The following is a 12,545-nucleotide window of genomic DNA, read 5'->3' as shown; positions in this document are numbered from 1 at the left end:
TCTCGCGCGCCGCGCTCAACCCACCCGCAAACTCCCTCGGTACGAGGCCAGGTCTTCTATTCCCAGCTCCGCCATGAGTTGCGGCAACCTTTCGGCAATGCGAAACGCCATGTCCGGCCGCATGAAGTTGGCCGTGCCGATCTGCACGGCGTGGGCGCCGACCAGAATGAACTCCAGCACGTCCTCGGCGCTTGATATACCGCCCACGCCGATGACCGGGGCCGACACCGCCTGGCAGACCTGCCACACGGCCCGTAGGGCCACGGGCTTTATCGCCGGCCCGGACAGGCCGCCGATGACGTTGGCCAGCCGGGGCTTGCGCGAGCGGATGTCCACGCTCATGCCCGTGAGCGTATTGATGCAGGTCAGGGCGTCCGCGCCGCCCAGCACCGCCGCCCGGGCGATGGACACGATGTCCGTGACGTTGGGCGACAGCTTCACCCACACCGGCTTGTCGCCGGCACGTTTTTTCACGGCCTCGGCCAGTTTGCCGGCCATGCACGGGTCCTGGCCAAAGGCGATGCCGCCGGCCTTGACGTTGGGGCAGGAGATGTTGACCTCCAGGGCGGCCACGCCCTCCTCGGCCGACAGCACTCCGGCCAGCTCGGCGAATTCGTCGGCGTCGCAGGCGTAGAGGTTGGCGATGATCGGCGTTTCGCGCCAAGGCAGGCGCGGCAGCTTGTCGCGCAGAAATTTTTCCACGCCGCAGTTTTGCAGGCCGATGGCGTTTAACATGCCGCAGGGCGTCTCGGCGATGCGCGGCATGGGATTGCCCAGGCGCGGGGCCAGGGACAAGCCCTTGACCACGATGCCGCCAAGGCTGCGCAGATCACCGTATGGCGCGAATTCCAACCCGTAGCCAAAGGTGCCCGAGGCGGTCATGACCGGGTTTTTGACGGGCATTCCCGGCAGGCGAACGCTGGTGTCCACGCTCATGCCTCCTCCGAGAGCTGCAGTTCCTCGACCCAGAAAACCGGGCCTTGGGTGCAGGTCTGCACGTACTGGCCCAGGGCGTTTTTCTCCACGCAACCCAGGCAGCCGCCCACGCCGCAGGCCATGCGGTTTTCCAGCGACACTTGGGCCCTGGCCCCGAAGCGCCGGGCCAGCCGGGCCACGGTCATGAGAAACGGCCGCGGCCCGCAGGCGACAATGAGTCCGCCGGCGTACTCGGCCACTTTGGTTTCCAGCAGTTCAATGAACCGGGGCAAATCCTCGGGAGTATTTTCCTGAAACGCCTGGGCCCGGCCGACGACAGCGGCCATCTCGGCAAAGGGATAGCAGGACAGCGGCTGGCGATGGCCGAAGACCAGATCCAGATTGGCCGGGGCCGGGTGGGTGGCGGCGTATTCCACAAAGGGGGCCAGACCCACGCCGCCGGCCAGCATCAAGGTCGGCGTGTCCGGCTCCAGACTAAATCCCTGGCCCAGCGGTCCCCAGACCGTCACCGTGTCGCCCGGAACCAGCCGGCACAGGACATCCGTGCCCCGGCCGCAGACCTGGACAAAAAGGGTGAGCGCCTCCGGGGTCAGCCGGCAGATGGAAAACGGACGAGGCCAGACCGGGTCCTGGCCGAAGCAGGCCGGCCGGACCATGACGAACTGGCCGGCCACGGCCGAGCCAAGCCCGGGATTGGCCAGTTCGATGTAATAACAGCCATGCGCCCCGCCTTCCGGTCCGGCTTCGGTGACGGACAGGATGGTCAGGTCGCGGCATGCGCCGGAAAGAGCCACACAGCACCTCGCGTGAACAATGTGGCGGTCCTATACCGCCTTTGGCGTTTGATGTAAAACGGGCCATGGCGGGCAAACTTGACCGCAGCCGGGCCGCCGTCCTTGAACTCGGCCGGCCTTGGCCGTAGTGTGTCCGCAACCGGCCCGAGGCCGCCAACGCGAGGACGTATGCCCCAGGATATCGACCGCTTCGAGGACGAGGCCGACTCGGCCGTCCGCACCTTCCCCAAGGGAACCGTCATCTTCCGCGAGGGACAGGCCAGCGACGTGGCCTATGTCGTTAAAAAAGGCCGCGTCTCCATCTACCGCGTGGTCGGCAACAAGCGCGTGCGCCTGGGCGAACGCGGCCCGGGCGAGATGTTTGGCGAGATGGGCGTGGTCACGGCCGAGCCGCGAGCCAGCACGGCCGAGGCCGTGGAATACGTCGAGGCCCTGGCCTGCGACAAACGTCTCATCCAGACCATGCTGCTCAAAAGCCCCCGTCCGGTGCAACTGCTGGCCGGCTATCTGGCCGAGCGCGTCCAGGCCCTGGCCGCCCAGGTCACGGACCGGCCGTCGGGCGACCCGTTTCTGGCCGTGTGCCGCATCGTCCACCTGGCCTGGCAGGCGGCCGGACGCGGGGACAAAGCCGAACTCGACTACGCCGAGGTGTCCCGGACCATCAAGGACATCATCCTTCTCAGCCAGATCGAGATCGACGCCATTTTCGAGCGCCTCAAAAAACTGCACCTCGTGTCAGTCACCGAGGTCAAAGGCCATTTCCCGCGCACGAACCTCCTGGGCAAGACCAAACCCGGGCCGAGCTTCATCAAGGACCGCCGTCTGCGCCTGCCCGATCCCGAGAAATTTCTGGCCGTGGCGAAGAATCTCTCCCGCGACGACGCCAACGCCAAGGCCGTGGGCGTGGATCTGGAATTTTGCGATCTGGCCGATTTTTCCCGGGAAGCCGGCGGCACGCCCGAGGTGATCCTCAAAAAGATCGGCTACGGCGAGATTCCCGAAAAGCTCTTTTTCTTCCACAAATCCGCCGCCCGGGAATTCATCGAGTCCATGGGCCAGGAGTATTTCAAGCAGGCCCGCCGACCGCGCCTGACCGCCGCCGACCTCGAAAGCGTGGACGACATCGTGGCCGTGGACGCCGCGACCCTGGAAGAAATTCTCTCGACCATGGGCTTTCACAAGGTGGCGGTGCTGGCGGCCATGGCCGGAGAAGCCGCCCGGGACAAGATCTACAAGACGCTCTCCAAAAAAATTGCCGGCATCGTGCGCGAGGAAGCCGCCGCCATGGCCGCCCTCGACGAGGGCGAGGCCGCCGCCGTGGAACAAGAACTGCTCGACCGCATCAAGGCCGCCAAGGGACTCGCCTCGTGAACATCGCCACCGTCATCGGCATCGTCTTCGGCGTCGCCATCCTGGGATTTGCCACCTACCTGTCCACGGACAGCGCCGGAGTGTTTGTCAATTTTCCAGGCCTGGCCATCGTCCTTGGCGGCACGCTCGCCTCCACCTTCATCTGCTTTCCGCTCAAGGAAGTGATGCGGGTGTCGAGCACGTTTCTCACGGCGCTCAAGCGCGAGGAACTGCCCACCGACCACTACATCGAGGCCATCGTCTCCATCGCCCGGGAGGCCTCCAGCCGGGGCAAGATCCATCTGGAACAGGCCCTGCCCGGCATCGAAAACGAATTCCTGCAAAACGCCGTGCAAATGCTCGTGGACGGCTATTCCCGCGAAGAGATCAAGGAAATCCTCGACACCCGCATCGAGCAGACCTACCAGCAGGAGCTGTCCTCAGCCGGCATCTACCGCACCATGGCCAAGCTGGCCCCGGCCTACGGCATCATCGGCACGCTTATCGGCCTTATCGGCATGATGCAGTCCATGAGCGTGGGCCTGGGCAACCTCGGCGCCCACATGGCCGTGGCCCTGACCACCACCCTGTACGGCATCCTGCTGTCCAACCTCATTTTCCTGCCCATCGCCATCAAGGTGGAAAAGCGCATCGAGGAGCGCGTGATCCTCATGTGCGTCATTCGCGACGGCACGCTGTTTATCAAGGACAAGACCCCGGCCGCCATCGTGCTGGACAAGCTCAAGGCCTATCTGCCGCCGCGCCGCTGGGCCTCCATCGACCGCGCCGAAGCCGGCGAAGGCTTCGGCCAGGACGCCTAGGCCGCCATGTTCAAGCTGTCCGATCTGCGCAAGCGCCGTCACGAGGACGAGGACCTTTGGCCCATCTCCCTGGCCGACATGATGACGCTGCTGTTGTGCTTTTTCCTGCTCATCGTGGCCGTGTCCCACGTGGACCTCAACCGCTACGAGCGCGTGGCCGACTCCATGCAGCAGGCCATGGTCCAGGAAAAGCCCGCGCCCAAGAAAAAAACAGCCGAGACCGCGCCGGTGACGGACAAAACCGCCCCACCGCCCCTGCCCTTTGAAAAGCCGCAAGTGCGCTCCAAGGTCAGCCACACGACCCTGTCCCGGGAACCCGCGCCGCTCTATGAGCAGCCGGCCCAGGGGCCCCAGGCGGCCGACGCCTCGAAACTCGGCGAGCCCCACCCCGGCCAGCCGCAAGAGCCGGCCAAGGCGGCTGAACCGACCAAGCCCGGAGAGCCGGCCAAGACGCCCGAGGCGGCCAAACCCGGCGAACAGCCCAAGGGGACCGAACCGGCCAAGGCCGACGCCACGGCCGACGCCACGGCCGAAAAAGCTCCCAAACCCGGCGAGGAACGCACCGGCCCGACCCGCAAAAGCCTCGACGACATCCGCAAGGAACTCTCCGGCAAGCTCGACGTCACGGCCGGAGCCGTGGAAGTGCGGCCCCGGGACAACGGCGTGGAACTCAACCTTCGCGGCGCGGCCTTTTTCGATCTGGCCAGCGCCGAGGTCAAACCCGGCGGCATTCCGCTTTTGCGCGACATCGCCGCCACCCTGGCTGGCACACCCTACAAAGTGACCGTCGAAGGCCACACCGACAACCTACCCATGGAATCCTGGCTCTACCCCAGCAACTGGGAGCTGTCCTCGGCCCGGGCCAGCCGGGTGGCCCGGTTCCTCATCGACCACGGCGTGGCCCGCGACCACCTGCGCGTGGAAGGCCTGGCCGACACCCAGCCCGTGGCCCCCAACACCGATCCGGCCGGCCGGTCCATCCCGGAAAACCAGGCCAGAAACCGCCGCGTCGTCATCCTGGTCAGTCCCTAGGGACATGTAAAATCGTTGAAGAGGGAACGCCTCCGGCGGCCAGGGCTTTGCCCTGGACCCACCGGGGGGATGATCCCCCCGGACCCCCTCGACGGGAAAAGTGATACAGGGTGGTTCGCCTTTAAGAGGAACCACCGTTGCCGCGGCTTCCGAAAGGCGGCGTCCTTTTGAAAGCCCGGTTATCCAATCTCACTTCCGACATCCACTCTATTGGTGAAGCCATGACGACCGCACGCCTTGTCAAACGACCAAAACACGCTATTGCCGCCGGCCTCATATGGCTGGCCTTGCTCCTTTTGACGGCGACCGGCCAGGCCCTGGCGCAACCGTCCCAGACCGCCGCCGAATCCCTTGGGGCCGACGCCACAGCCGCCCCGCATCACCTCGCCGCCTCGCCGGACAGGCCCCTGGACAGTTTGGTCATGGGCCAGGGGCCGACCCTGGTCCTGCTGACGGGCTACGCCATGACCAAGGAAATGTGGGACGCGGGCTTGATAGACGCCCTGGCCCGAGGCCACCGGCTGGTGCTTTTGGACTACCGGGGCATGGGCGAAACGCCCTTGGGCGAGGCGGCGGACATCTCGCTGGCCTCCATGGCCGATGACGTGGTCCGAACTATGGCCGGTCTGGAGATCGAAAAAGCCCACATCCTCGGCTGGTCCATGGGCGGCATGGTGGCCCAGGAAATCGCCCTGTCTCGGCCGGAGGCGGTCTGTTCCCTGACGCTTCTGGGCACCTCCGGCGAGTTCGCTTCGGTGCGGCCCGCCGCCGACCGGCTCGGGGCCATGGGACCGGAGGACATCCTGGCCAGCATGTTTCCCGCCGCCTGGAGCGCGGCCCATCCCGAGGCGGCGGGCCGGGTCAGGCCACGGACGCGCCCGCTGGACCTGGCCGCCGTGTCCCGGCAGTACGCAGCCATGCTGGGCTGGCCGGGCCTGGCCGGCCGGCTTGGCAAAACCTCGCCGCCGGTGCTGATCCTGGCCGGCAGCGACGACTGGGTGTGTCCGCTTCGGCTGTCCGAAGCCCTTCGGGACAGCTACGCCGCCGTGCCCGGCTCGAATGTCAGGCTGGAAGTCCTGGAAAACGGCTCCCACTGGATGATGCACCAGTTCCCCGATGCCCTGTCCGCCGCCGTGGTGGATTTTATTGCCCGCCGCCCTTGCCCTGACGCGCAGCGCAAGCAGCCTTGATCTTTCGTCACCGCGTCGCGACAAACGCCGCTCGCCTTTGACAACCTGTCAAATAAGCTGACACCTGCCACACCCCACGGCGCGCCTCCTCCTGATGATTCGACATGTCCCGGACCGCGATTCGTGACATTTACGCCGAATCAATCCTTGGCCCCGGCCTTGCATGGTTGATATTTCATGACTTTCAGCCTTTTGTAGTATAGAAAGCACGACATGTCGCCGCGATGACGACGGCGGGTTTGCCTAACCGTGGAGGATGCGATGGGAGTGCGGAGCAAGTTGTACCTGCTGCTAGGCGTATGCGTCCTGGGGTTTGCCTGCCTGTTCGCGGCGGATCAGGTCGGTAGCCATTACACCGAGCGTTACCAGAACCTGGAAGAGCTGGCGGCCAACGCCTACGTGGAAGTGCTGCAAGTTCGCCGGGAGGAGAAAAATTTCCTGCTGCGCCACGACCCGTCCACCGTAAGCGCCGTCAGCCAGCACATCGGCAAGGTGCGGGCCAATGTCGAGGACATCCTGCGCCGCGACAACACCCTGGCCGGCGAGGCCGGGCAAGCCCTGGCCGAGCTGACCGCCTACGGAAAAAGCTTTGACGAGCTGGCCGCCATCGAAAAAGCCAAGGGCTTCACCGAGCATGAAGGCATCATGCGGGATTTCGTCTACGCCGCCCGGGACCTCGACGACAAATTCGCCCCCATCGCCGACAAGGATTTCCAGATCCTGCTGCTCACCATCCGCCGCCACGAAAAAAACTGGCAGCTGCGTGACGAGACCTCCTACGTCGTCAAGGTCCAGGACGGCGTGAAAAAGCTCCACGCTATGGTCGCCGCCGCCGAAGACCTCTCTGCCGCCCAGAAAAAGGGCTTTGACGCCGTCATCGACGCCTACCAGCGCAGCTTCATGGCTTATGTCGATGCTTCGGCCAAGGCCAAGCAGGTGACGGCGGCCATGGTGGAAAGCGGCCGCAAGCTCATGCCGCCCTTCGAGAAGATCGAAAAGCATTACGCCGACAAGCGCCACGAAACCGACGACATCGTTGACCGGGCCCAGGTCGCCGTGGAAGTCGGCCTGGCCGTGGTCGTGCTGCTGGTCATCCTATGGATCGTGCGCGGCATCTCCAATTCCCTGGCCGCCCTGGGAGCCTACTCCCGCAAGGTGGCCTCGGGCGACCTGGAGGCCAAGCCCGCCGGCCGCTTCGAGGCCGAATTCGCCGCCCTGCGCGACGACACCACGGCCATGGTGGACAACCTGAAAGTCCAGATGCGCCAAGTCGAGGAGAAGCAGGCCGAGGCCGCACGCAGCGCCCAGGCCGCCGAGGAGGCCATGCGCGAGGCCATGCGCAAGGAAGAGGAACTGGCCAAGACCTTATCCTGCATGAAGACCGTGGCCGAACAGGCCGCCGACATCTCGCGCCGGCTTTCCGGCGCGGCCCAGGAACTCTCCAGCCAGACCGAACAGTCGGCGGCCGGCGTCGAACTCCAGCGCCGCCGGGTGGACGAGACCGCCTCGGCCGTCACGCAGATGAATTCCACCATCCTTGAAATCGCCGCCAATGCCGGCCAAGCCGCCAAAAACGCCGAAACCACCCGCGACAACGCTGTGGCCGGGGCCGAGGTGGTCAAGCAAGCCGGCGAGTCCATGACCGCCGTCAACGGCATCGCCGTGGCGCTCAAGGGCGACATGGGCCATCTCGGCCAGGAAGCCCAATCCATCGGCGAGGTGGTCGGCGTCATCAACGACATCGCCGACCAGACCAACCTCTTGGCGCTCAATGCCGCCATCGAGGCGGCCCGGGCCGGCGATGCCGGGCGCGGCTTTGCCGTGGTGGCCGACGAGGTACGCAAGCTGGCCGAAAAGACCATGGTGGCCACCAAGGAAGTGGAATCGCGCATCCGGGCTATCCAGGAGGCCGCCGGCCGCAACATCCGCGGCATGGATGAGGCCGTTGCCGCCGTCACCGAGGCCAACGCCCTGGCCGGCCGTTCCGGCCAGGCCATTCTGGCCATTGTCGGCAACGCCGACGCCACCAGCGGCGCGGTCCAGTCCATCGCCGCCTCGGCCGAGGAACAGTCCGCCGCCTCGGAGCAGATCAGCCGGGCCATCACCGAAATCAGCGGCGTGGCCGAGGACAACGTGGCCGGGGTCGAGGCCACCAGCCGGGCCGCCCATGCCCTGGCCGCCATGGCCGAGGAGCTGGGCCGGCTCATCGTGACCCTGGGCGGCGACGCCTGCGGCGGGCCAGCCGCCCTGCCCGAGGCGCGCTCCGGCGTGAAAGCCCTGCCCGGCGCACGGTCCGGCAAGAAGGCCCTGCCTTCCTGAACGACGACGGTTGTCGGCAGACGCGCCCCGGCATGAGGCGCGCCCCGACAGACCGGATTCGTGCCGCCGTGACCGTGGCGACAGCCCTTTTGCTCCCTCCGCCCCGGCCCTCCAGGCCGGGGCGTTTTTGCGTCCCCCCGGTCCTAGGCCGCCCTGCCCCGTCCCGGCCTGCTCCGCCCCGACATCCCGGACCGAAGCGTTGTCGCGTCCCGAGGCCGCCCGCCCGGCTCCGGCCCGGTCATTGCCAGCCGGCCCTGGCCGCGCTAGGACTGTCGGCGTCCGCTCCCGTCCGCGACCGCCGCCGACGGGCAACCCTGCGCAACCAAGGGCCTTCCCCGCCAGCCATGCCAAACGCCTCCGCCAAATCCCGCAAATCCCTGACCGCCAAGCTCGGGCTGCGCGCCCGGGTCTACCTGCTCCTGGGCGGCCTGCTTCTGGTCAACATGGTCGGGCCGGTCATCATGATCCTCTATGCCTCCATGGCCCGGGACCTCTACACCACCACGGCCGACAAGGATCTGGCGGCCCTGACCGCCGCCCACGAGCTGGAAAACGCCCTGCTCAACCAAAAAGGCTACGCCACCTATTATTACCTGAGCCAGGACCCGGCCTGGCTGGCCAAGCTCGACGAGAGCCGGCGCGCCTTCGAACTCTGGCTGGACCGCATCGGCGAGGACCGGACCAACCCCGAAGCCAGCGCCCTGGTCGAGGACATCGCCCTGGCCTACCGGCGCTACGCCGACGCCAAGGACGGCGTCATCGCCCTGTACCGGCAGGACCGGGCCGACGACGCCAAGAAACAGCATTGGGGCCTGCGCGAGGACTTCGACGGCCTGCGCGAACGCTGCGACCGCTACAAGGCCTACTACCGCGAGCGCATGCGCCACACGAGCCAAGTCTATCTGGAGCGCACCGATCTGGTCATGGGCGTGGCCGTCATGGGCGTAGTTTTAAACGCCAGCCTGGGCTTTTTTTTGGCCTACGTCCTGGTCGGCCAGATCCTCGACCCCATCCGCCGCCTGGCCTGGGGCGAGGCCGGCAAGGACGTGGCCGCCGGCCTGTCCGACGAGGTCAAGGCCATCGGCCAGAAGTTCCGCGACCTGGAAAAGGACGTGGACCAGGCCCATCTGGATCTGGAGCAAAGCCGCGACCATTTGATGCAATCGGAAAAGCTGGCCATGGCCGGCAAACTGGCCGCCGGCGTGGCCCATACCATCCGCAATCCCCTCACCTCGGTCAAAATGCGCCTGTTTTCCCTGGAGCGCGGACTCAAGCTCGACGCTTCCCAGCAGGAGGACTTCGAGGTCATCGCCGAGGAGATCGGCCACATCGACACCATCGTGCGCAATTTCCTGGAATTCGCCCGGCCGCCCAAGCTCGTGGCCCAGCCCGTGAGCCTGTCGGCGGTGGTCGATACGACGCTGACCCTGCTGCGCCATCGCCTGGAGTCCTACGACGTGTCGGTGACCGTGGAGCGTTCGCGCCGGCTGCCGGAAATCAGCGCCGACCCGGACCAGCTCAAGGAAGCTCTGGTCAACCTCGTGCTCAACGCCTGCGAAGCCATGGTCGAGGGCGGCTCCATCGTCATCCGCGAGGAAACCGGCGTCATCGAACCCTACGGCCGGGTGGTGGCCCTGCGGGTGTCCGACGACGGCCCGGGCATCCCGCCGCCGCTTATTGACCGCGTCTTCCAGCCCTTTTTCACCACCAAGGGCGAAGGCTCGGGCCTGGGGCTGGCCATCGTGCGCCGCATCGTTGAGGAGCACGGCGGCTGGATCACGGTCATGTCCCCCGAAACAAGGGGCACGACCTTCACCATGGTCTTTCCGTATGAAGGGGAACGGGGATGGCACAGATCCTGATCGTGGACGACGACCACCAGTTGCGCCAGAGCTTCGAGCGCCTGCTGGCCGCCGAGGGCCACGACGTGCGCGCCGCCTCCTCGGGCGAGGCCGGCATCGCCGCCGTGCGCGAAGCCGTGCCCGACGCCGTGGTCATGGACGTGCGCATGTCCGGCATCTCGGGGCTGGAGGCCTACGCCGCCATGCGCGAGATCGAACCGCGCCTGCCGGTCATCATCATGACCGCCTACGGCACCACCGAAATCGCCATCGAGGCCACCAAGATGGGGGCCTACGACTACATTTTAAAGCCCTTCGACATCCCGGAAATCCTGAAGCTCATCGACAAGGCCGTGGCCGCCGGGCGTTCCATGCGCAGCCGCGTGGCCGTGGGCGTTGACGCCGAGGCCGCGACCGAGGCCATCATCGGCCAAAGCCCGGCCATGCAGGAGCTCTACAAGGCCATCGGCCGGGCCGCTCCCACCGACGCCACCGTGCTGGTGCGCGGCGAATCCGGGGCCGGCAAGGAGCTGGTGGCCCGGGCCGTCTACCAGCATTCCCTGCGGGCCGATAAACCCTTTCTGGTCATCAATTGCGTGGCCATCCCCGAGACGCTGCTCGAATCCGAGCTGTTCGGCTACGAAAAGGGAGCCTTCACCGGCGCGGCCGGCCGCAAGGTGGGCAAGATCGAGCAGGCCAACCACGGCACGGTCTTTCTCGACGAGATCGGCGACATGCCCATGGCCATCCAGGCCAAGCTGTTGCGGCTGTTGCAGGAAAAAAACGTCGAACGCCTGGGCGGGCGGCAGGTCATACCCGTGGACGTGCGCATCATCGCGGCCACCAACCGCGACCTGGAAGCCGCCGTGCGCCAGGGGCAGTTCCGCGAAGACCTCTACTACCGCCTCAAGGTGGTGACCCTGGCCCTGCCCCCCTTGCGCGAGCGGCCCGGGGACATTCCCCTTTTGGTGCGCTATTTCCTGTCGCGCCATGCCCGGGAGATGGGCCAGTCCGACCCCGGAGTCAGCCCGGAGGCCATGGCGAAGCTTACCGCCCACGACTGGCCGGGCAATGTCCGGGAACTGGGCAACGTGCTCAAAAAAGCCCTCATCTTCAGCCGGGGCGCGCCGCTGTCCCCGGACGAGGTGCGAAAGGCCCTGGGCGCGCCCCTGCGCCAGGGAGCCGAAGCAGCCACGGGCGAAGACGGCGACCCCATCGCCGAAACCATCCGCCGGGAACTGGCCTCGGGCCGCGACGGGCTGTTCGAGGAACTCATGGACCGCTTCGGGCATATGGTCATCCGCCTAGCCCTGGAGGCCACCGGCGGCAACCGCTCCCAGGCCGCCCGGCTGCTTGGCCTGTCCCGGCCCACGCTCATCGCCAAGATCGAAAAATACGGCCTGCGCATCGAATCCCGTATCAGCTAGTGTCGCTCCCCCGTTGGCGTCCCGGCGCACGTACGGGCGGCCCGGAGCGCATAGAATCCCGCATCAGTGAGCACCGATCCCCTCCGCCAGGGCCGCCTTGGCGCTCCTGGGCAGATGCGCCGAGGCATCGTGCAAGGCTACGCCGACAAAATGCGCCATGCGCGGACAAAGCCCGAACCAGCCCGCCTACACGTCACCTCCAGACAAGGCCCGACCCGCCGCACGGCAACGGCGGCAAAAACCCTGACACCCCCTCGGCTTTTGACAGCCTGTAAAAAAAGCTGACAGGGCTGCCTCGCCACCTTTCCGACACGTTGCTGCCACCGTCATGAAACGCCTGCGAATACGGTCTGTTGGAAATATTCCACCGGAACTCGTTTTGGCACGGCGTTTGCCTTTGGAAGGACAAAATCCTGTCATGGAGCACTGTGTGAATCGTCCCAAGGCCACCCTGTGCATCGCCGAGCGCAATGCCAACATCCGCGAACTGCTGCGTCGGGAATTCGCGCGCGAGGGCTACGGCGTCGTCACCGCCGGCTCCGGCGCCGAAGTCCTGATGCGGCTGGCTTCGCCGGTCGGGGTGGACCTGCTCGTGCTCGACGACGAAATCGCCGACCCTGACGGCGGCTCCTTGGTTCCGCTGCTGACCCGGCTCTATCCGGACCTGGCGGTGGTGCTGCATGTCTACGCCGGCGCAGACGCCGCCGGACTGGGCCACCGCCAGGTGGAAAAAGGCGGCGATTTCGAACGGCTCAAGGCCGCCGTCGGGGAAGTGCTCGGGGCGCAAGTCCAGGCGAAATGACGGGAACGTGGACGGCTGGGGTTATTTTACGGC

10 protein-coding genes are annotated in these 12,545 nt (G+C 66.4%); 8 read left to right on the top strand and 2 right to left on the bottom strand.

Annotation, left to right across the window (positions count from 1 at the left end):
* Positions 1-15: 15 nt before the first annotated feature.
* Positions 16-936 carry a dihydroorotate dehydrogenase gene (locus DMR_RS07560; RefSeq protein ID WP_015860321.1) on the bottom strand — a complete coding sequence of 307 codons (921 nt, stop codon included), beginning with the start codon at positions 934-936 and terminating at the stop codon, positions 16-18.
* The gene (locus DMR_RS07555) at positions 933-1,730 is read right to left on the bottom strand and encodes a dihydroorotate dehydrogenase (RefSeq protein ID WP_015860320.1); all 798 of its coding nucleotides are present in this window, start codon (positions 1,728-1,730) and stop codon (positions 933-935) included. The genes DMR_RS07560 and DMR_RS07555 overlap by 4 nt, the downstream gene beginning before the upstream one ends.
* Before the next feature lie 168 nt (positions 1,731-1,898).
* Between DMR_RS07555 and DMR_RS07550 the strand changes: the two genes are divergently transcribed.
* The 8 genes from DMR_RS07550 to DMR_RS07515 all read left to right on the top strand — a co-directional run bounded on the left by DMR_RS07550 (position 1,899) and on the right by DMR_RS07515 (position 12,512).
* Positions 1,899-3,101 carry a cyclic nucleotide-binding domain-containing protein gene (locus DMR_RS07550; RefSeq protein ID WP_043600293.1) on the top strand — a complete coding sequence of 401 codons (1,203 nt, stop codon included), beginning with the start codon at positions 1,899-1,901 and terminating at the stop codon, positions 3,099-3,101.
* Positions 3,098-3,901, top strand: coding sequence for a motility protein A (locus DMR_RS07545; protein ID WP_015860318.1), 804 nt, complete (start codon positions 3,098-3,100; stop codon positions 3,899-3,901). Before DMR_RS07550 ends, DMR_RS07545 begins: the two co-directional genes overlap by 4 nt.
* A gap of 6 nt (positions 3,902-3,907) precedes the next feature.
* Positions 3,908-4,933: an OmpA family protein gene (locus DMR_RS07540; RefSeq protein ID WP_015860317.1), complete on the top strand. Its 1,026-nt coding sequence runs from the start codon at positions 3,908-3,910 to the stop codon at positions 4,931-4,933.
* Positions 4,934-5,154: 221 nt separating this feature from the next.
* Positions 5,155-6,123, top strand: coding sequence for an alpha/beta fold hydrolase (locus tag DMR_RS07535; protein WP_148208388.1), 969 nt, complete (start codon positions 5,155-5,157; stop codon positions 6,121-6,123).
* A 261-nt stretch (positions 6,124-6,384) separates the two neighbouring features.
* Positions 6,385-8,442 carry a methyl-accepting chemotaxis protein gene (locus tag DMR_RS07530; protein ID WP_043600290.1) on the top strand — a complete coding sequence of 686 codons (2,058 nt, stop codon included), beginning with the start codon at positions 6,385-6,387 and terminating at the stop codon, positions 8,440-8,442.
* A 344-nt stretch (positions 8,443-8,786) separates the two neighbouring features.
* Positions 8,787-10,304: an ATP-binding protein gene (locus DMR_RS07525; RefSeq protein ID WP_052278970.1), complete on the top strand. Its 1,518-nt coding sequence runs from the start codon at positions 8,787-8,789 to the stop codon at positions 10,302-10,304.
* Positions 10,289-11,710, top strand: coding sequence for a sigma-54-dependent transcriptional regulator (locus tag DMR_RS07520; protein WP_015860313.1), 1,422 nt, complete (start codon positions 10,289-10,291; stop codon positions 11,708-11,710). The genes DMR_RS07525 and DMR_RS07520 overlap by 16 nt, the downstream gene beginning before the upstream one ends.
* Before the next feature lie 430 nt (positions 11,711-12,140).
* A complete protein-coding gene (locus tag DMR_RS07515; protein WP_232502893.1) occupies positions 12,141-12,512 on the top strand; it encodes a response regulator in 372 nt (123 codons plus the stop codon).
* The last annotated feature ends 33 nt before the right edge of the window (positions 12,513-12,545 follow it).

This window comes from Solidesulfovibrio magneticus RS-1, assembly GCF_000010665.1.
GTDB lineage: Bacteria > Desulfobacterota > Desulfovibrionia > Desulfovibrionales > Desulfovibrionaceae > Solidesulfovibrio > Solidesulfovibrio magneticus.
The sequence above is the reverse complement of the archived record's forward strand: the minus strand, read 5'-3'. Positions and strand labels throughout refer to the sequence as shown.

What these genes read in the sequence shown, in the direction of transcription:
- DMR_RS07520 (WP_015860313.1), top strand. Translation starts at nt 10,289, where the DNA reads ATGGCACAGATCCTGATCGTGGACGACGACCACCAGTTGCGCCAGAGC.
- DMR_RS07540 (WP_015860317.1), top strand. Translation starts at nt 3,908, where the DNA reads ATGTTCAAGCTGTCCGATCTGCGCAAGCGCCGTCACGAGGACGAGGAC.
- DMR_RS07525 (WP_052278970.1), top strand. Translation starts at nt 8,787, where the DNA reads ATGCCAAACGCCTCCGCCAAATCCCGCAAATCCCTGACCGCCAAGCTC.
- DMR_RS07535 (WP_148208388.1), top strand. Translation starts at nt 5,155, where the DNA reads ATGACGACCGCACGCCTTGTCAAACGACCAAAACACGCTATTGCCGCC.
- DMR_RS07530 (WP_043600290.1), top strand. Translation starts at nt 6,385, where the DNA reads ATGGGAGTGCGGAGCAAGTTGTACCTGCTGCTAGGCGTATGCGTCCTG.
- DMR_RS07550 (WP_043600293.1), top strand. Translation starts at nt 1,899, where the DNA reads ATGCCCCAGGATATCGACCGCTTCGAGGACGAGGCCGACTCGGCCGTC.
- DMR_RS07560 (WP_015860321.1), bottom strand. Translation starts at nt 936, where the DNA reads ATGAGCGTGGACACCAGCGTTCGCCTGCCGGGAATGCCCGTCAAAAAC.